Origin of the sequence: Streptomyces scabichelini (genome assembly GCF_011045015.1) — a bacterium.
Taxonomy (GTDB): Bacteria; Actinomycetota; Actinomycetes; order Streptomycetales; family Streptomycetaceae; genus Streptomyces; species Streptomyces scabichelini.
Genome location: NZ_JAAKZY010000003.1, coordinates 51,436 through 70,771, shown reverse-complemented (window position 1 = coordinate 70,771; position 19,336 = coordinate 51,436). Strand labels below are relative to the sequence as shown.

The 19,336-nt window shown below is 70.5% G+C and carries 16 protein-coding genes and 1 pseudogene; 11 read left to right on the top strand and 6 right to left on the bottom strand.

Annotation, left to right across the window (positions count from 1 at the left end; all coding sequences use genetic code 11):
• Positions 1–4 precede the first annotated feature (4 nt).
• Positions 5–778 (bottom strand): MHYT domain-containing protein, encoded by a 774-nt coding sequence (locus tag G5C60_RS01700; RefSeq protein WP_165254336.1) that lies wholly within the window; start codon positions 776–778, stop codon positions 5–7.
• Positions 779–954: 176 nt separating this feature from the next.
• On the opposite strand from G5C60_RS01700, the gene G5C60_RS01695 reads away from it, so the two are divergent.
• Positions 955–1,554 (top strand): class I SAM-dependent methyltransferase, encoded by a 600-nt coding sequence (locus tag G5C60_RS01695; RefSeq protein ID WP_165254335.1) that lies wholly within the window; start codon positions 955–957, stop codon positions 1,552–1,554.
• Between the two features lie 9 nt (positions 1,555–1,563).
• On the opposite strand, the pseudogene G5C60_RS01690 reads toward G5C60_RS01695, so the two are convergent.
• Positions 1,564–1,704, bottom strand: a pseudogene (locus tag G5C60_RS01690) (alpha/beta fold hydrolase); the annotation flags it as partial.
• 197 nt (positions 1,705–1,901) lie between these two features.
• Between G5C60_RS01690 and G5C60_RS01685 the strand changes: the two are divergent.
• On the top strand, positions 1,902–2,195 hold the full coding sequence (locus tag G5C60_RS01685) for a hypothetical protein (protein WP_165254392.1): 294 nt from the start codon (positions 1,902–1,904) through the stop codon (positions 2,193–2,195).
• Positions 2,196–2,375: 180 nt separating this feature from the next.
• Complete coding sequence (locus tag G5C60_RS01680) at positions 2,376–3,227, top strand: hypothetical protein (protein WP_165254334.1); 852 nt, start codon at positions 2,376–2,378, stop codon at positions 3,225–3,227.
• Positions 3,228–3,463: 236 nt separating this feature from the next.
• On the opposite strand, the gene G5C60_RS01675 is transcribed toward G5C60_RS01680, so the two are convergent.
• Together G5C60_RS01675 and G5C60_RS01670 are read right to left on the bottom strand one after the other, a co-directional pair.
• Positions 3,464–3,646, bottom strand: coding sequence for a hypothetical protein (locus G5C60_RS01675; protein WP_165254333.1), 183 nt, complete (start codon positions 3,644–3,646; stop codon positions 3,464–3,466).
• Positions 3,647–3,752: 106 nt separating this feature from the next.
• Positions 3,753–4,796, bottom strand: a complete 1,044-nt coding sequence (locus G5C60_RS01670) for an acyl-CoA desaturase (RefSeq protein WP_165254332.1) — start codon at positions 4,794–4,796, stop codon at positions 3,753–3,755.
• 248 nt (positions 4,797–5,044) lie between these two features.
• On the opposite strand from G5C60_RS01670, the gene G5C60_RS01665 reads away from it, so the two are divergent.
• The 3 genes from G5C60_RS01665 to G5C60_RS01655 all read left to right on the top strand — a co-directional run bounded on the left by G5C60_RS01665 (position 5,045) and on the right by G5C60_RS01655 (position 10,640).
• A complete protein-coding gene (locus tag G5C60_RS01665) occupies positions 5,045–7,909 on the top strand; it encodes an SNF2-related protein (protein WP_165254331.1) in 2,865 nt (954 codons plus the stop codon).
• Positions 7,906–9,180, top strand: coding sequence for an SWIM zinc finger family protein (locus tag G5C60_RS01660; RefSeq protein WP_165254330.1), 1,275 nt, complete (start codon positions 7,906–7,908; stop codon positions 9,178–9,180). The genes G5C60_RS01665 and G5C60_RS01660 overlap by 4 nt, the downstream gene beginning before the upstream one ends.
• A 119-nt stretch (positions 9,181–9,299) precedes the next feature.
• Positions 9,300–10,640 carry an esterase-like activity of phytase family protein gene (locus G5C60_RS01655; protein WP_165254329.1) on the top strand — a complete coding sequence of 447 codons (1,341 nt, stop codon included), beginning with the start codon at positions 9,300–9,302 and terminating at the stop codon, positions 10,638–10,640.
• 73 nt (positions 10,641–10,713) lie between these two features.
• On the opposite strand, the gene G5C60_RS51420 is transcribed toward G5C60_RS01655, so the two are convergent.
• Together G5C60_RS51420 and xylA are read right to left on the bottom strand one after the other, a co-directional pair.
• Entirely contained in the window at positions 10,714–11,316 is a 603-nt protein-coding gene (locus G5C60_RS51420) for a hypothetical protein (protein ID WP_241266409.1), read from the bottom strand.
• Between the two features lie 383 nt (positions 11,317–11,699).
• A complete protein-coding gene (xylA, locus tag G5C60_RS01645) occupies positions 11,700–12,866 on the bottom strand; it encodes a xylose isomerase (protein WP_165254328.1) in 1,167 nt (388 codons plus the stop codon).
• A 164-nt stretch (positions 12,867–13,030) separates the two neighbouring features.
• On the opposite strand from xylA, the gene xylB reads away from it, so the two are divergent.
• From xylB to G5C60_RS01620, 5 genes are all read left to right on the top strand, one after another.
• Entirely contained in the window at positions 13,031–14,476 is a 1,446-nt protein-coding gene (xylB, locus tag G5C60_RS01640; protein ID WP_165254327.1) for a xylulokinase, read from the top strand.
• Positions 14,477–14,553: 77 nt separating this feature from the next.
• Positions 14,554–15,762 carry an ROK family transcriptional regulator gene (locus G5C60_RS01635; protein ID WP_165254326.1) on the top strand — a complete coding sequence of 403 codons (1,209 nt, stop codon included), beginning with the start codon at positions 14,554–14,556 and terminating at the stop codon, positions 15,760–15,762.
• 302 nt (positions 15,763–16,064) lie between these two features.
• A complete protein-coding gene (locus tag G5C60_RS01630) occupies positions 16,065–17,078 on the top strand; it encodes an acetamidase/formamidase family protein (protein ID WP_165254325.1) in 1,014 nt (337 codons plus the stop codon).
• A gap of 154 nt (positions 17,079–17,232) precedes the next feature.
• A complete protein-coding gene (locus tag G5C60_RS01625) occupies positions 17,233–17,844 on the top strand; it encodes an N-acetylmuramoyl-L-alanine amidase (protein WP_165254324.1) in 612 nt (203 codons plus the stop codon).
• A gap of 135 nt (positions 17,845–17,979) precedes the next feature.
• A complete protein-coding gene (locus G5C60_RS01620; RefSeq protein WP_165254323.1) occupies positions 17,980–19,248 on the top strand; it encodes a GAF domain-containing protein in 1,269 nt (422 codons plus the stop codon).
• Positions 19,249–19,336: the final 88 nt, after the last annotated feature.

Here is a 19,336-nt window from a genome sequence, read left to right as displayed (position 1 = left end):
GCCGCTAGCGGGCGGCGCTCTCTGCGGGTCGCCGGGCCGATGCGGACGCCTCGTGTTCTCCAGCGGTCGGGGAGAGCGCGACGAACGCCGATGTCAGGAAGAGATAGGACCCGAGGCCGACGGCGAGGGGGAAGATGAACTGCATCGCCGTGGCCCCGGGCAAGGCCTCGCCGGACGGGGAGACACGCACGCTGACCGCGATCATTCCGGTGTAGTGCATGCTGCTCACCGCCACTCCCATGACGAGGGAGGCGACGGCGACCGCGATGGGCGACTTGATGTTCAGCGCCGCCCACAGGGCCGCGGTCGCCGCGACGACAGCGATCACGACCGACATCCCGACGAGCACCGGGTCGTAGTTCACGTCACCGTGCAGCCGCAGCGCGAGCATGCCCAGGTAGTGCATGCTCGCCACGCCGAGGCCGGTGGTGAGGCCGCCGAGGACCAGTGCCCGACCGCGGTCACGGCCATAGCCGACCGCGAAGACACCGGCGCCGACGACAGCCATGGCGACGAGCAGGCTGAGGATGGTCAGTGGCACGTCGTAGCGGATCTCGGTGCCGCTGACACTGAAGCCGAGCATGGCCACGAAGTGCATGGTCCAGATACCGATGCCGATCGCCGAGGCCGCGGTGAGCAGCCAGTTGCGGCGCGACCGCCCCGAGGCGCCGAGGGCGCGGATCGTACAGAGCAGCCCGAGGGCGGCGCCTGTGCAGGCCATCACGTACGACAGCACGGGGGTCAGCCAGCCGAAGGTGGCGTGGTCCAAGTGTCCCATGGCCCCGGGACGCTAGTCCGACCCGGGGCGCATGAAGGGGGCGCATTTCGAAAGCTGTTGTTATTTGACGCAGGCTGTACCTGAACGATCGCATCACGCTCGAACGTGTGCACCGCCTCCCGGTTCAGGTCGGAGTCGTCCATGTCGCTCGGCGCCGATGCGAGATCATGCGGAGCATGAGCGACGACCACGCACACGTGCAGGAGTTCTTCACGGCCCGCGCGGCCGACTGGGACGCCCGGTTCCCCGACGACGGTCCGGCGTACGCGGCGGCGGTCGCCGAACTCGGCCTGCGAAAGGGCGACCGTGTGCTGGACGCGGGCTGCGGCACGGGACGTGCCCTGCCGCCGCTGAGGGAGGCCGTGGGGGCCTCCGGAGTGGTTCTCGGCGTGGACCTGACTCCTGCCATGCTGGAGGCGGCGGTAAGGGCGGGACGGGATCGTGCGGGACAGCTGCTGCTTGCCGATGTGGCCACGCTTCCGCTGCGCACGGGGTCGCTCGACGCCGTCTTCGCAGCGGGCCTCGTCGCGCACCTGGCGGACCCCACCGAGAATCTGCGGGAGTTGGCGCGAGTCGTGCGCCCCGGCGGGAAGCTGGCGCTCTTCCATCCCATCGGCCGGGCCGCGCTCGCGGCACGCCAGGGTCGGCAGATCACACCGGACGACCTGCGCGCGGAGGCCAACCTCGGCCCGCTGCTGTCCGGCTCCGGCTGGCGCATGACGTCGTACTTCGACGAGGACGCCCGGTTCCTCGCACTGGCCGTACGCGAAGGCTGAGGACGCGCCTCACGACGCTTCGGCGACCGCCTCGGCGAAGGCGTCCGGGTTGTCGAACATGATGTTGTGCCCCGCGTCGGGCACGGTCACCACACGCACTCCGGCGGCCTCCAGGGCTTGCCTTCCTTGGAGTTCGCCACGAGCCCACCCAGAAGGAGAGCACCCTGTAGCCGGCGATCAAGCGGCTCGGAAGGCAGGCGGTGGTCCGGGCGGCGGAACCCGGCGCCGTGACGCTTCAGCGCACCGTTCCCCTTCTGATGCCGAGACTTCAACTCTACGTTGATAAGCAGCAGGTGAACGATCAGCGATGGCAACCACGCAGGGGGAAGGTGGCCCGCATGTCCGGCATGTTAGCCAGACTCCGCAAGTTCGTTTCACGCCCGGGAACGGTCGGGTCTCAGGAGGACCGGCGTCCGCAGAAGCGCACTCACAACCTGTTCGAGGCGGCCGCGGCCTATGTGTCGGCGTGCGCCGAGGACGACCAGGACGGCATCGACGAGGCCGCCGCCTGGGTGTCGCCGGAGGCGTTGTCGTTCGGAGTGAACGAGCTGGCGTGCCGGGCGGTCATCGCCCTCGCGCGGGAACGCGACGAGTCGCCCGCTGCGGTGGCACGGACACTCCTCGGGCTGCCCGCGACCTGACGGCGGGCAGCCTGTACCGAACGGGGTCCAGGGCGTGGCGGTCGGCCCGGAGGCGTGATGGACGGCCGTTTCGTCCCATCCAGCCGGATAGCTGCAGCTCCGCGTGCACCCTGGCTCCGTGACAACAGCCGAGCGATCGCATTAAGGTGCGCCGACGGACGTAGCTATGGGGAGGCTGGGATGGCCGGGACGGATGATGTCGCCGTCGCCGCCGAGGACGACGACGCGCTGTATGTGCTGACGGCGGTGCTCTTGACGCCCGCGCAGTTCCCCAGCGTGCTGGGCGACGACTACCCGGAGGCCTGTGCGGCGCTCGGACTGGCACCGCTCGCCGACGGGTACGGCCTGGTGCTCGGGCAGGACGGGGACGGAGCGCGGTGGACGGTCGTCGTCGACGACGTCTCGCTGGTCGCCGTAGCCATCGCGTCCTGGGACTGCGGCATGGAGTACGACCTGTCGCCCGACGAGCGCTCGATGGTCGCGGCGCTGCCCGGGTGGCCGCTGGCCGTGGCCGTCGCGGCACCCGGCGTACCCGCCCCCCACGACCCCGCACCCGAAGTCGCCGAACAGCAGCCGCTGTCCCCGCCGGACACCTCCGTCTGGGGCCCGGCCCAGCGGCGGCTCGGGGCGGACGAGATAGCGCTCCAGTGGGCGGCCTGGCGGGAGCAGATCGACGACGAGGAGTTCGTGCGTCCGGGCGGCGAGGCCCCCACCGAGGAGACCACACAGAGCGCGGACGACACGGACGAGGGCGGGAGCGAACCGCGCAGCGGTATTCAGCGCGTCCTCTCCGAGGCCCGCTCGTATGTGAACACACCACCACCCCTCGGCCGCGTACGCTCATCCTTCGCGCCGGGTGACGCGCGGACCTTGCGGGCCGACGGTCCGGGCTGGTCGATGGTGGCCAGGACCGACGACATCGCCTTCGTGCTGCTCGACGAGAAGCCCGGCGAGATCCTTCCCGTGGGCCGCGGGCCGGAGCTGCCCGGCCTGCTGGATGCCCTCGACAAGATGGCCGTACGCCCGAGCTGAGCTCATGCCGACAGAATGGGACCCGCCCACCGGCGTGCCCCGGCTTATCGCTTCGGCACGAGATGAGGACCTGAACACAGCAGCCGGGTTCCCTGTGGGCCCGGCACCCGTCCACGTTCGACGCACTCAGTGCATGGGTGAAGAGCCGCCCGCGAGCCGTGCCGTCGGCAGGCCCGCGAGCGGCGAAGTGGTCAACTCCTGTGTCGTGGAAGGGAACTGACCGGGTTGGTGCAGTCTCAGCGGCCGAGCTCCTTGCGCGTGACGCGGCGCAGCCTGCGCCGCTGTGAGGGGTCCAGCGTCAGATACGCTGCCGCCGGAACTCCCAGAATGATCAGGAAGGCAGCCCACCAGGGCAGCCAGATCAGCAGGATGAGTCCGGCCGCCACGCCTCCTGCGGCGATCTTCGCGTTCTTCGACATCTTGTGTCGCCTCCTTCGCGGCCACTGCCGCTCTCTGTCCTGAGAACGGGTCCATGCCCTCGGCGGTTCCAGGCCGCGACCCTGATACGACCCTGAGGCGCGCCCCCTACTCGACCCTGAGGGGTTCCCCGACCTCGTGCATGTGGCGCAGGGCCTCACGGTAGGAGTCCACGAGACCCGTCTCCGCGTAAGGGATACCCAACTCTCGGCAGTGGGACCGCACCAGGGGCTGGGCCAGCCTCAGGTGCGGGCGCGGCATGCTCGGGAACAGGTGGTGCTCGATCTGGTAGTTGAGGCCCCCGAGGAACCAGTCGGTGACGATGCCGCCCCGGATGTTGCGGGACGTGAGCACCTGGCGGCGCAGATGACCCCAGCGCTCGCCCTCGGGGTCCGGCATTTCCATGCCCTTGTGGTTCGGTGCGAAGGCCATGCCCAGGTGGAGGCCGAAGAGTGCCTGATGGAGCGCGGCGAAGGCCAGAGCCTGACCGAGCGACATGGAGGTGAGCAGCAGCGTCGCGTAGGCGGCGATATGGGTCACCAGCAGAATGCCCTCCACCATGCGCTCGCGCGCGGGCTGCCGACGCAGGTCCTGGAAGCCGTGGATCTTCAGAGCGACGCCTTCGAGGAGGGTGAGCGGGAAGAACAGCCAGGCCTGGTTGCGGGTGAGCCAGCGGCGGAAGCCGGACCGGCCCCTGGCCTGTTCGCAGGTGAAGACGAGGACGTCGGCGACGACGTCGGGATCCTTGTCGATGTGATTGGGGTTGGCGTGGTGGCGGTTGTGCTTGTCGTTCCACCACGAGTAGCTCATGCCCAGCAGCAGGTTGCCGTGGACGAGCCCGATCAGACGGCTCGCGGACCGGTTGCCGGTGATCTGGGAGTGGCCCGCGTCGTGGCCTATGAAGGCCGTTCGCGCGGACAGGACGGCGAGCAGCGGGGCCAGGAGGAGCACCCACCAGGAGTGGCCGATCAGGACGACGCCGACGACGACAGCGGTCAGGGACAGTGCGTTGACGGTGATGCCGAGCGCATACCAACCGTGCCTGCGCTCGAGGAGATCCTGGCCTTTGACGGTACGCAGGAGCGGCGTGAACTCGCTCCCGGCCAAAGCTCCGGGAGGGGGTTCCGCGACTACTGCGGCGGTCTGGGGCATGGTGGTCTCCGGTCTCTCAGGGAATGGGCTGACCTGAAGAAACGTACGGATCAGTGACCTTGAGCGACTATGGCGGCACCACCCGTGTCCGTGCGGGGGGATTCACCCCGCCTTCGGGTGGACCTGCCAACACCCTCAGGCAGAGTGACCCACGTCATACCCCCACCAAGCCCCTCGAGCGCCCCGGTGCTGTACCCTCGGCCACCTTGCCCTCTCTGGTAGTCAAATTTGAGGAATAAGCTATCGCTGTGCAGAGAATTCCTGCGCCAACCCCCTTCGAGATCTCCGAACTGGCCCGCTGCTGCGCCGTGTTCGTGGCCGCCGAACCGGCCCGCACCGGCAGCATCGCTTTCTGGCGCCCCGACGGCGATGATCCTCCCGCCGTGGGATCCGGCTCCGTCGAGGAGCTGACCGTCGTCCTGCCCTGCGAGGACGGTGTCGAACTGGTGACCGTGTCTGCGGTGCTGCTGCCGGTACGAGCGGCGCTGCCGGTCCTCACGCGCGCGCGTGCCGCCGCGTACGCACACAGAGCGGCTGCCTTCTGGGGCGCGGCGGCCGTGCTCGCGCTCCAATTCGCCGCACGTGGACTGCTGTTGCCCGGTCTGAGCGCCGGAGACCATGACGCGTGGCGTGCGGGTCCACTCCGGGCGGCGGACGTGGAGCGGATTCGCGAACTCGCCGCCGCCATGCCACCGGATGCGCACGCGATACCGGTCGACGAGACCGAGCCGCTGCGCCTGCCGGACCCGGAGCGGCTGGTGCGGGCCTTCCTCGACGCGGTCGCCGACACGCTCCCCCGGTCCACTGCGGCGTCGCTCGCAACGGGCGGTCCTGCCTTCGCGGCCCCCGCACCACAGCACATTCCCGAGCAGCGCGCGTGGGCCGTCGACGTCGCCGCGGGACACGACGCGGGCGTACGGATCTCGCTGCGCATCGAGGTGCCGGGCCTCGCCTCGGCCGTGTCGGACGGGACTCGGCTGCCCTTCCGTTCGGTGCTCCAGCTGCACAGTGTGAGTGATCCCGCTCTGATCGCGGACGCCGCCGAGGTCTGGGCCGGGACGGGCGCGTCGGGCCCGGCCTTCGGCCCGCGTGCGCGACTGGACGCGCTGCTCGCGCTGCGCCGCGCGGCCCGGGCCTGGGCTCCGCTCACGCCCCTGCTGTCGGCGGCCGTGCCCGACGCGGTCGAACTCGCGGACGAGGAGGTCACCGAGCTTCTCGGCGAAGGTGCGCGGACGCTCGCGGCTGCCGGGGTGGAGGTGCACTGGCCCAAGGAGCTGGCGGGCAGGCTGACGGCCCGTGCGGTCATCGGACCGCCGGATGAGGAGCAGAACCCGGGCAGGCTGTCGTCGGACACCCCGTCGTTCCTGTCGGCCGACGCGCTGCTGGCCTTCAACTGGTCATTCGCCCTGGGTGATCAGCAGCTGACGCGGCAGGAGCTGGACCGGCTCGCCGAGGCGAACCGCCCCATGGTGCGCCTGCGCGACCAGTGGGTGCTCGTCGACCCGCGGGAGGTGCGCCGCGCCCGTGCCGAGCAGGATCGCAAGCTCACGCCCATCGACGCGCTGAGCGCCGCTCTGACGGGCTCCACGGAGGTCGACGGCCGCCTGGTCGACGTACGGCCCACGGGGTGGCTGGCGACGCTGCGGGAGCGGCTCGCTGACCCGGAGGGGCAGGAGCCGGTCGGGCAGCCCGCCGCGCTCGCCGCGACTTTGCGTGACTACCAGCTGCGTGGCCTCAACTGGCTCGCTCGGATGACCTCGTTGGGACTGGGCGGCTGTCTGGCCGACGACATGGGCCTGGGCAAGACCATCACGTTGATCGCCCTGCATCTGCACCGGCAGACCGACGAGTCGGCAGCGGGCCCCACGCTCGTCGTCTGCCCGACGTCCCTGATGGGCAACTGGCAGCGCGAGATCGAGAGGTTCGCTCCGGGCACCCCCGTGCGCCGTTTTCATGGGCCGCGGCGGAGCCTGGAGGCGCTGGCCGACGGTGAGTTCGTGCTCACGACATACGGCACGATGCGTCTCGACGCGCAGCGTCTGGCCGGAGCGTCGTGGGGCATGGTCGTCGCGGACGAGGCACAGCACGTGAAGAACCCGTACTCGGACACGGCACGCCGGCTGCGGACGATCGGCGCACGCGCGCGCGTGGCGCTCACCGGAACTCCGGTGGAGAACAATCTCTCCGAGCTGTGGGCGATTCTCGACTGGACGACTCCGGGACTGCTGGGCAGGCTCGGCACATTCCGCAGCCGGCACGCGCAGGCCGTCGAGAGCGGCCAGGATCCAGCGGCGGCGGATCGACTCGCCGAGCTCGTACGGCCGTTCCTGTTGCGCCGTCGCAAGTCGGACCCGGGCATCGCGCCCGAGCTGCCGCCGAAGACCGAGACCGACCGTGCCGTGTCGCTCACCAAGGAACAGGCGGGTCTGTACGAGGCGGTGGTCCGCGAGACGCTCGCGGAGATTTCCGGCGCCGACAGCATGGCGCGTCGCGGCCTGATCGTGAAGCTGCTCACCGGGCTGAAGCAGATCTGCAATCACCCGGCGCAGTTCCTCAAGGAGGAGAGCCCGAAAATCGCGGGCCGCTCCGGAAAGCTGGAGCTGCTGGACGAGCTGCTCGACACCATCCTCTCCGAGGGAGCGAGTGTTCTGGTCTTCACGCAGTACGTGCGGATGGCGCGGCTGATCGAGCGCCACTTGGCGGCGCGTGGCGTGCCGTCTCAATTCCTGCACGGCGGCACGCCGGTCGCCGAGCGGGAAGCCATGGTGGAGCGCTTCCAGGAGGGCGAAGTGCCTGTCTTCTTGTTGTCGTTGAAGGCCGCGGGCACCGGTCTGAACCTGACACGGGCCGAGCACGTCGTGCACTACGACCGCTGGTGGAACCCGGCCGTCGAAGCACAGGCCACCGATCGTGCGTACCGCATCGGCCAGACCCAGCCGGTGCAGGTGCACCGGCTGATCGCCGAGGGGACGATCGAGGACCGCATCGCGGACATGCTGCTGCGCAAGCGGGAGTTGGCGGACTCGGTGCTCGGCTCCGGGGAGTCGGCGCTCACCGAACTGACCGACACCGAACTGGCCGACCTGGTGGAGCTGCGAGGAGGCGCGCGATGAACGACCCGCACGACGAGACCCAGGAGCGCACCTTCGCCGCGCTGCCGCCCGCGCACGGGCGAGGCTTCGCGCAGACGTGGTGGGGGCAGGCCTGGCTGAAGGCGCTGGAGGACGCCGCGCTCGATTCGGAGCAGGTGAGGACAGGTCGCCGGCTCGCGCGCGCGGGAACCGTGGGAGCCGTGTCGGTGCGCCCCGGGCGCATCACCGCGGTTGTTCAGGACCGCGACCGCACTCCGCACCGCGCCGATGTACTGCTCCAGCAACTGTCCGAGGACCAGTGGGACCAGTTCCTGGACATGGCCGTGGAACGGGCCGGGCACATCGCGGCGCTGCTCGACCGTGAGATGCCGCCGCATCTGGTCGAGGACGCGGCAGCCGCCGGTGTCGAACTCCTGCCGGGCCTGGGTGATCTGGAGCCGGAATGCGGCTGTGGCGGGTGGGACCACTGCGGCCACACCGCGGCGTTGTGCTACCAGGTGGCACGGCTGCTGGACCAGGACCCGTTCGTGCTGCTGCTGATGCGCGGTCGTGGCGAGCGCGAGCTGCTGGACGAGTTGCAGGCGCGCAGTGCCCCGCGGGCCGAAGCGGCCCCCGTGCAGGATGAGCCGCACGAGGGCGTGGACGCGGCCGAGGCGTACGCGGCGGTGGACATCCTGCCCACGCTGCCCGCCACGCCTCCCCTGCCCGGGAGTCCGGGACAGCCGCCCTCGCTGGACACGGAAGCGGGCCCCGCGCCCGGGATCGACCCGACCGCTCTGGAGTTCCTGGCGACGCAGACGGCCCGTGAGGCGCACCGGCTGCTCGCCGAGGCGCTCAGGCCCGGGCACGAACAGCATCCTGTGCAGGAGGAGTTGACGGTCGCGCAGGACGCCGTACGGCTGGCCGCGGGCACCCCTGAGGCACCTGTGACCGAACGGCTCGCCGAAGGGTCGGACCGCGACCGCGAGGGGCTGACGCTCGCCGTCCGCGCCTGGGAACACGGAGGTGTGGCCGCGCTCGACGTGCTGGAGGCCGAGTGGACGGTGGGGGCGGAAACACTCGCACGCGCGCGTGCCGCTCTCGAGTCGGCCTGGGAGGAGGACGAGCGGCCGCAGCTGCGCACGTCCCGCAATCGCTGGACCGCCGTCGGCAGGCCGGCACAGCTGCGACTGGGGCTCGACGGCCGCTGGTGGCCGTATCGCAAGGAACGGGGGCGATGGGCTCCCGCGGGCCCGGCCGCCCAGGATCCGGCGACGGCCCTGGCCCTGGCCCTGGCGGAAGGAGACGAATGACCCTGACGCCGCCCATCGGATGAGTGGTTGACGCGCGGCGTTCATCTGTCGGCCGTACGACGTTCGGGACGGGGGCGAAATCTGGCCGCTGTCCACGAACTTGTGCCTCAGGAGGCCCGATGTCCCCGCATGCCGTCGGTCGGCGCCGCGTTCACCGTTCCGTCGCCGCGGGCCTGCCGCTCGCCGTGCTGGCCGCGTTCGCGGTGGCAGGCCCGGCTGTCGGTGCCCCCTCCGGGGACCCGCGTGTCACGGGAACCGCGACGCTCGGCGACACCCCGCTCGGCGTGTTCAGCAACGCTCTGCTGCCGGGCACAGTGGGCAATGACCGCGGTGTGGACCTCGGTGGCATCGGTAGCGACATGTATCCGGCCGACCGCAAGGGCGAGTTCTGGACGGTCACCGATCGCGGTCCCAACGGCCAGATCACGGTGGACGGCACGAAGCGCCGTACGTTCCCCGTGCCCGGCTTCGATCCGGCCATCGTGAAGATCCGCGCGTCCGGGGACACCGTCAGGGTGCTGGACGCGATCCCGATCACCACCTCCTCCGGGCAGCCCGTCACCGGTCTGTCCAACCAGAAGGGGCGCGACGAGGCGCCGTACTCGTACGACGCGAAGACGCCGCTCTCGTACAACCCGAACGGTGTGGACACCGAGGGCATCGTGCGCGCCAAGGACGGCAGCTTCTGGCTCGTGGACGAGTACGGGCCTTCCCTGATCCATGTCTCCGCGCGCGGGAGCGTGCTCACCCGTTACGTGCCCGAGGGGCTGAACCTGACCGGCACGGACTACCCGGTGGTCGAGGCGCTGCCCTCGATCCTGCTGCACCGGAAGGTCAACCGGGGCTTCGAGGGTCTCGCTCAACTTCCGGGCGGTGACCTGGTGATGGCCGTGCAGAGCCCGCTGTCCGTACCGGACAAGGATGCGGGTGAGGCCTCGCTCACGACGCGCTTCCTGCGCTTCTCGCCGAAGAAGATGGCTGTCACCGCCGAGTACGCGTACCGCTTCGACCCGGTGAACGTGGTCGATCCGAGCGAGGACGACACGTCCGAGCTGAAGATCTCCTCCGTGGTCGCCGTCGGCCGTGACCGGCTCCTCGTCGAGGAGCGCACCGACAAGGCCGCCAGGTTGCATGTCGTGAAGCTGAGCCACGGCGCGGACATCCTCGGTGACAAGTGGGACGACGACACCACGTCCCCGTCTCTGGAGCAGATCGACGACCCTGCCGCCGCTGGTGTTCCCGTGCTGCACAAGCGCCTCGTTGTCGACCTCGGCAGGGTCGAGGGAGTGCCCGGGAAGATCGAGGGCATCGCGCGCGTGGATCACGACATACTCGCCCTCATCAACGACAACGACTTCGGGATGACGGACGGCGCGGGCGCGTTCGACGCACAGGGACGCCTGGTGGACAGTGGGATCGAGACGACGGTGACGTACGTACGGCTCCCGCGCGGGATCTGAACGTCTGGTTCCGCTCAGCGTTTTCATGCGGCACACGCGCGTAGCTCACGTTCGTACGGCACGCGCGCGTGGCTCACGTCAACGGCTTGGTGAGCTTGCGGTTCCCGGCGGGGTCCGCGGCCAGACTGCACGCGACGTTGTCGATGCCGAGCTTGAAGCCGGTGGAGTCCGGATACTGCACCAAGGTGCCGCGCACGGTCCCGGCCGGTTGCTTGACCGCCTTGTCCTGCAGAGGCTTCTCGCACAGCTCCGATGCCGCCTTCTTGAGGGCGGCATCGGTCGTGTAAGTGCCTTCCAGCTCGGTCACTTTCACGACTTCAGCATCATGCGCCGTACGGCACGACCGCTTTGCCGCCTGGCCCGGCTTGCTGCCGTCGACGTTGAAGCAGTCACCGGTCTTCAGCATGTAGTACGGCACTTCGTCTCCCGCGGGAGACGGGAGCAGTGACTCCAGGTCACTGGGCAGGCCGCTGGGCAGACCACTCGGCAGATCGGACGGCACGTCGGAGGGCAGGGAGGGCAGTTCGCTGGGCACCTGCGACGGGATGCTCAGCGACGGCGTGGGGGTACGCCCTGTGGTGCCGCTGCTCCCTGCGGGCGATTTCTTGCCCGACGAGCCGTCGTCGCTGGTGGCCACCAGTACCACCGCGGCGACGACCCCCACCGCCACGATCACGGCTAGCAGAACGAAGAGCGCGTTGCGGCGCCTTCCCGGACCGCCGGGTGATCCAGGAGGCGGCGGTGGCTGCCAGCCTCCGCCGCCCTGCCATGGCGGACCATCGCCTCCGGGAGGCGGGCCGTATCCCCCGGGAGGTGGGCCATAGCCCTCGGGGGGCGGGCCGAAGCCTCCGGGAGGCGGGCCGAAGCCGCCGTTGCCCGGAGGCGGCGTGTCGTCCGGTGGCCGAGGAGGCTGGGGCGGTAAGGGCGGCATGGCCATACCGTCAAGAGTCGCCTCGAACCGGTCATGATGCGACCCCTGCGCGGAACTTGATACGGACTCATGGCATGGATCGCACGATTCCGGAGAATTCCGCGCAGGGTCTCACCAGTTGAGGCCGATCAGCCCCGCGCGCCCAGCAGATGGTCCATGGCCAGCTGGTCCAGGCGCTCGAACGCCATCCCGCGCGCGGCAGCCACCTCCACGTCGAACTCCTCGAAGGCCGCACGGTCGGCGAGCAGCGCCTGCAGGCCGTCCGCGGCGGTGGGCTGTGCCAGTTCGTCCAGGCGCGAGGCGCGCAGGGCCTCCTGGACCTCCGGGTCGGCGCGGAAAGCGGCCGAACGCTCCTTCAGGATGAGGTAGTTGCGCATGCAGCCCGCGGCCGACGCCCACACACCGTCGAGGTCCTCGGTCCGCGGCGGCTTGAAGTCGAAGTGCTTCGGCCCCGCGTAACCGGCGCGCTCCAGGAGATCCACCAGCCAGAACGCCGCCCGCAGATCACCCGCTCCGAAGCGCAGGTCCTGGTCGTACTTGATGCCGGACTGGCCGTTGAGGTCGATGTGGAAGAGCTTGCCCGCCCACAGGGCCTGGGCGATGCCGTGCGGGAAGTTCAGCCCGGCCATCTGCTCGTGGCCGACTTCGGGGTTGACGCCGTACAGCTCCGGCCGCTCCAGGCGCTCGATGAACGCCAGCGCGTGGCCGACCGTCGGCAGGAGGATGTCGCCCCGGGGCTCGTTCGGCTTGGGCTCGATCGCGAAGCGCAGGTCGTACCCCTGGGAGGTCACGTACTCGCCGAGGAGGTCGAAGGCCTCCTTCATGCGGTCGAGTGCGACGCGTACGTCCTTGGCGCCGCCGGACTCGGCACCTTCCCGGCCACCCCAGGCGACGTAGATCTGCGCGCCCAGTTCAACCGCGAGGTCGATGTTGCGGATCGTCTTGCGCAGCGCGTAGCGGCGCACGTCCCGGTCGTTGGCGGTGAACGCGCCGTCCTTGAAGACGGGGTGCGTGAACAGGTTCGTGGTGGCCATCGGCACGGTCATGCCGGTCGTGTCGAGCGCCTGGCGGAAGCGCTTGATGTGCGACTCGCGCTCGGTGTCCGAGGATCCGAAGGGGATCAGGTCGTCGTCGTGGAAGGTCACTCCGTAGGCACCCAGTTCCGACAGGCGCTGCACCGACTCGACCGGGTCCAGGGCGCGCCGGGTGGCGTCGCCGAACGGGTCCCTTCCCTGCCAGCCGACGGTCCACAAGCCGAAGGTGAACCTGTCCTCGGGGGTGGGCTGGTAGTTCATGCCGCGGCTCCTTGTTCGCTCCGACTATTTCGTCATGGCGCTTAACAAATTAGTATGCGGAGGCATCTCTGGGAAGAGACGAGGTGTGAAACCCGGGCCGTGTCGGTCCGGGCACCCTGAAACCGGCCGTACCCCGCGGAGCCGCGGAAAAGAGGGAGAGCCCGATGTCAGCAGCCGAGGGTCCGCTCGTCGTCGGCGTGGACACGTCCACCCAGTCCACCAAAGCACTGGTCGTGGACGCGGCCACCGGAGAGGTGGTGGCGAGCGGACAGGCACCGCACACCGTCTCTTCCGGGGCGGGTCGCGAAAGCGATCCACGGCAGTGGTGGGACGCGCTGTGCGAGGCGCTGCACCAGTGCGGCGACGCGGCGCGGGAGGCCGCGGCGGTGTCCGTGGGCGGCCAGCAGCACGGACTCGTCACGCTCGACGCCCAGGGCGTTCCGGTACGCCCTGCCCTGCTGTGGAACGACGTGCGGTCGGCGCCGCAGGCCCGCCGCCTGGTGGACGAAATGGGCGGCCCGAAGGCCTGGGCCGAGCGCACGGGCAGCGTGCCGGGCCCGTCCTTCACGGTCACGAAGTGGGCGTGGCTCGCCGAGCACGAGCCCGAGGCTGTCCGTGCGACCGCGGCCGTGCGGCTGCCCCACGACTACCTCACCGAGCGCCTGACGGGGCTGGGCACGACCGACCGGGGTGATGCGTCCGGTACGGGTTGGTGGGCGTCCGGGACCGAGACGTACGACGAGGAGATCCTCCGCCACGTGGGGCTCGACCCGGCCCTGCTGCCCCGGGTCGTCCGACCCGGTGAGGTGGTCGGGACCGTACGCGACAGCGGCGACCTGCCCTTCTCCAAAGGCACGCTGGTCGCACCGGGCACCGGGGACAACGCCGCCGCCGCGCTCGGACTCGGGCTGCGCCCGGGCACCGCGGTGCTCAGCCTCGGCACGTCCGGCACGGTGTACGCGGTCTCGACCCGACGGCCCACCGACCCGACCGGGACCGTGGCGGGCTTCGCCGACGCGCGCGGCGACTGGCTGCCGCTGGCCTGCACCCTCAACTGCACGCTCGCCGTGGACCGCGTCGCCACCCTGCTGGGCATCGACCGCGAGGCCGTCGAGCCGGGCACGAACGTGACCCTGCTCCCCTACCTGGACGGCGAGCGCACTCCGGACCTGCCGCACGCCTCGGGGCTGCTGCACGGACTGCGCCACGACACAACGCCCGGGCAGCTGCTGCAGGCCGCGTACGACGGCGCGGTCCACTCACTGCTGGGCGCTCTCGACCTGGTGCTCGACGCGGACACGGACCGCTCGGCTCCGATCCTGCTCATCGGCGGGGGCGCTCGCGGAACGGCCTGGCAGCAGACCGTGCGCCGCCTGTCGGGACGCCCCGTTCAGGTACCCGAGGCCAAGGAACTGGTCGCACTCGGCGCCGCCGCGCAGGCCGCGGGAGTGCTGACCGGCGAGGACGCGGCGGCGGTGGCCCGGCGCTGGGACACAGCGCGCGGACCGGTGCTCGATGCCGTGGAGCGGGACGAGGCGGCGCTCGCACGAATCGCCGGGGTACTCTCCGACGCGGCCCCGCTGCTGGAGCGCCAATCGGACGGGCACTGACGAAACCCCTGCGGGCGCGGCCCCGCACTGACCAGGACAGCCCTTATGGGGCCCACCGGACGAGGACTGACGGAGGCATGACCGCACCGCTGCACGAGGCCCACCCCAGCAGTCCCGGACGCCGCCTGCCCGACACCCAGCAGGGCATGCGCCGCCGCAACCTCTCCCGCGTGATGCACACCGTCAACGCCGAGGGGCCGCTGTCCCGTGCCGCCGTCGCCTCCCGCATCGGGCTGACCCGGGCGGCCGTCTCCACCCTCGTGGACGAGCTGATCCGCTCGGGGCTCCTCGAAGAGCTGGGCCCGGAGCGGCCAGGACGGGTGGGGCGGCCCGGCTCGGCGCTGGCCGTCAGCGGGCACGGTCCCGCCGGGATCGGCGCGGAAGTCGGCGTCGACCATCTCGCCGTGTGCGCGGTGGACCTGCGCGGCAAGGTGCGGGCACGGGCGGTCCGGCACGGCGCCAACCGCGGCCGGTCACCCGAGCCGGTACTGAGGGAACTGACCGCGCTGGTACGCCAGGTCGTCGCCGAGGCGGACCGTGAAGGCCTGTGGCCCGCGGGTCTCGCCGTCGCCGTGCCCGGCCTGGTGGCCCGCGACGCCCGGACCGTGGTCCGTGCCCCCAACCTCGACTGGCAGGACACGGACCTCGGGGCACTGCTGCCCGGCGAGCTCCCGCTGACGGTCGACAACGAGGCGAACTTCGGGGGTCTCGCCGAACTCTGGCTCAACGAGGCGGCACCGCGTGACTTTCTGCATGTCTCCGCGGAAATCGGCATCGGCGGGGCCGTGGTCGTGGACGGCCGGCTGCTGCGCGGCAGGCACGGGTTCGCGGGTGAGTTGGGGCATGTGCCGGTACGTCCCGACGGGCCGGCATGTGCGTGTGGTGGGCGGGGCTGTCTCGAGCAGTACGCGGGCGAGGAGGCCGTGCTGCACGCGGCCGGCCTGGAACCGGGCGAGGACCGCGTCGGACTGCTGGCCGAGCGCGCCGCGCAGGATGACCAGGACGTGCGACGGGCTCTGCGCGGCGCCGGGACCGCGCTGGGCATCGCGCTGACCGGCGCGGTCAATCTGCTGGACCCTGAGGCCGTGGTGCTGGGCGGGGCCCTGTCCGAGCTCGCGCCCTGGCTGCTGCCGTCGCTGGAACGGGAGTTGGCACGGCGCACGGCCGGCCCTGCGTGCGCGGTGTTCGTCTCCCGGCTCGGGCCTGAGGGTCCGCTGCTGGGCGCCGCGCACTCGGTGGTGCGGGCGGTGCTCGATGATCCGGCGGCGGTGGGAGGCGGGACATAGGGCCGCGGCTCACTCCTCCTCCCCCGGCGTCGCGAGCTCTTCCGGCGATATCCCGCGACCGTATCCCCTGCGTCAATCACTCTTACGGGTTACCGAGTTATCCACATTTACAGTGTTGTCCACGGATCTGGCTGACCCACTTCCGCCTCAACCGGCAAGCGCCGTACCGTAATTCACGCGAGGCGCCGCTGTCAGGGCGGCAGAGGCAAGTCCATGGACCGCGTGTCCAAGGACCGGGGGGATCGGGGGATTCACATGTCAGAACTGGTGCTGCTGCGGAGCCAGAACGGAGCTGTGCAGCCATGAGCGACCCACGGATCTTGACAGTGCGCCCAGAACCGGGCGAGTACGCGTGGACGTTCGGCGGTGCGCCGCCCGTGGCGCGGATCGCGCCGGGCACGGTTCTCGACCTGTATACCGAGGACTGTTTCGCCGGACGTGTGCGGTCCGAGAAGGACCTGGTGTCCGAGGTGTGCGAGTTCCCGTTCCTCAATCCGCAGACAGGGCCGTTCCATGTGGAAGGCGCGGAGCCCGGCGACACGGTCGCGGTGCATTTCGTGTCGATCGAACCAGCCCGCGACTGGGCCGCGTCGACGACGGTCCCCCTGTTCGGGGCACTGACATCCACGCACACCACGGCCACGCTGCAACCGCCGTTGCCGGAAACCGTGTGGATCTGGCAGCTCGACCTGGCCAGGCGAACCGCGCTGTTCAGCGCGCGGGACAGCGACATCAAAGTCGAACTGCCCCTGGACCCCATGCACGGGACGGTGGGAGTGGCGCCCGCCAACCTGGAGGTGCGCTCCGCCCTGGTGCCCGACGCGCACGGCGGGAACATGGACACGCCGGAGATGCGAGCCGGTGTCACCTGCTATCTCGGAGTGAACGTCGAGGGCGCGCTGCTCAGCCTGGGCGACGGGCACGCTCGGCAGGGTGAGGGCGAGAGCTGTGGAGTCGCCGTCGAGTGCGCGATGAACACGGTGGTGATCGTCGAGCTGCTCAAGGGGGTGGCCACACCCTGGCCCCGGCTCGAGTCCGACACCCACATCATCTCGACCGGTTCGGCTCGCCCTTTGGAGGACGCGTTCCGGATATCCCAGCTCGACCTGGTGCAGTGGCTGGCGCGGGACTACGGGTTCAGCGAGCTGGACGCCTACCAGTTCGCGACCCAGGCCGTCGAGTCTCCGCTCGCCAACGTCTGCGACACCAACTACACGTGCGTGGCCAAGCTCCGCAAGGAGTGGCTGCCCCAGCGCGAGACACATCGCGGGCTGCACGCACGACTGCGCGAAACGGCGGCGACGCTGGGGCGTTGAGGGACGTTGAGCCCGGCCCTTCGTCCGGCCCTGCACTTCGGCGCCGACCACAGCACGTCCCCCCCCCCCCCGCGTATTTCGCCGCTCGCGGCGCGACCGCGTCGCCTCGGATCACCCGAGCACATCACCACTTCCACCGAGAGGCAGTTCCTCCTTGAACCGAGCCGGCTTCTGGCCCAGGCCGCTTCCCAGCAGGCGGCGCATCCTCCAGAGCGCAGCCCTCGCCACACTCTCCACCGCCTTACTGCCCAGTACACGAGCCGGCGCGAAGACACAGGCATTCGATTACCCGCCGGCCGAATGGGTCCCGGCGAGCGCGTCCAACTACACGGCATCCGACCGTCCGACGAGCCATCCCGTCGACTTCGTGATCATTCACGTGACGCAGGCGACCTATGCGAACACCCTGCGCATCTTCCAGAACCCGAAGAAGCAGGTGTCCGCGCACTACGTCGTGCGGTCGGCCGACGGCCATGTCGTACAGATGATGCGGGAGCACGACATCGCCTGGCACGCGGGCAACTGGGACTACAACACACGCAGCATCGGTATCGAGCACGAGGGCTGGGTGGACAAGCCCGCATACTTCACCGACGCCATGTACGGAGAGTCGGCGAAGCTGACCTCGGCGATCTGCACCAAGTACGGCATCCCGAAGGACCGCGCGCACATCATCGCCCACTATGAAGTACCGGGCTCGGACCATACCGATCCAGGGCCGAACTGGGACTGGGAGCGGTACATAAAGCTGGTCAGCTCCGCCTGACCGACGAGCCCATGAAAGGGCCGAAAGAGCCGCCGGTCGTGGCGGGCCCGCACCAGGCATCGCCGCGACGCTTGTCCCCGCTCCCCACCGGAGTAACGATGTCCCCAGCCGCATCGCCTTCCGGGGAGGCCCGAGTTGACCGATCCATGGGTGGCCCTGGAACCGGGGACCGATCCCGTAGAGAGGGTGCGGGTGCTCCGCCGCGCCCACGAGACGTTCACGGAGGCGGGCACGGTATCGCGGCCGGTACGTTCCGTGGTGGCCGACTCGTGGCGGCGCTCGGCGCGGGCCGGTGTCGGACCGGACGGCACCGCATGCGTGGAGCTCACCGACGGTGACCTGGGCTCCTACCGTGCGGAGCACCCGCTGTCCCAAGTGATGCCGCTGTTCCGTGAACTCATGGGCACGTTCGCGGCGGACGGCGAGCACCTCCTCGCGGTGTGCGACGCGCAGGGCAGGCTCCTGTGGGTCGAGGGCCATTCGGGGACCCGGCAGAGGGCGGACGCGATGAACTTCGTACCGGGCGCGCGCTGGGCGGAGTCGGCGGTCGGCACCAACGCCCCGGGTACGGCGGTGGCTCTCGACCGGCCGGTGCAGGTCTTCGCGGCCGAGCACTTCATCCGGCAGGTCCAGCCGTGGACGTGCGCGGCCGCTCCCGTGCACGATCCGCGCACCGGGAGGCTGCTGGGTGCGGTCGACATCACCGGTGGGGACGGGCTCGCGCATCCGCACAGCCTGGGTTTCGTGCAGGCGGTGGCCCGAGCGGCGGAGTCCCAACTGGCGTTGCTGGACCCGGCCCCGGCCACCACCGACGCGCTCAGGCTGACCGCGCTGGGCCGTGACGAGGCGCTGGTCCTGGCTGGCGGCCGCAAGCTGCGCCTGAGCCGCAGGCACAGTGAGATCGTGGTGCTCCTGTCCAGGCACCCAGAGGGGCTGACCGGCGACGAGCTGCTGTGCGCGCTGTACGAGGACGAGTCGGTGACGCCGGTGACGTTGCGTGCGGAACTGGCCCGGTTGCGGCGTCTCCTGGGCGCGGGGCTGCTCGGCTCGCGGCCTTACCGGCTGACGGTTCCCGTGGAGTCCGACGTGGCGGTCGTGGAGCGTACGCTCAGCGCCGGTGCGGTCACGGCGGCGGCGAGGGCGTACACGGGTCCGCTGCTGCCAGGCTCGCAGGCGCCGGCGGTGGTGCGGCTGCGCCGAAGGCTCGCCGACGGGCTGCGCGCGGCGCTCGTCGCCCGCCGCGACCCGGACCTGCTGGCGGACTGGGCCCACGCGCCGTGGGGCGAGGACGACCTCGACGTATGGCGGACGCTCGCCGCGGTACGCCGGACGGCGCCCGTACAAGCTCGTCTGAAGGAGCTGGAGGACGAGCAGTCGGCGCCGCACGGGTGGGCAGGACACTGACGGCCACCGCCCACGCAACGTACCTGCAACCTCTCCACTCCTACGCTCGCGCCCAGAGCCGCCCAACGGCGGACGGCCCTTCCCTGGG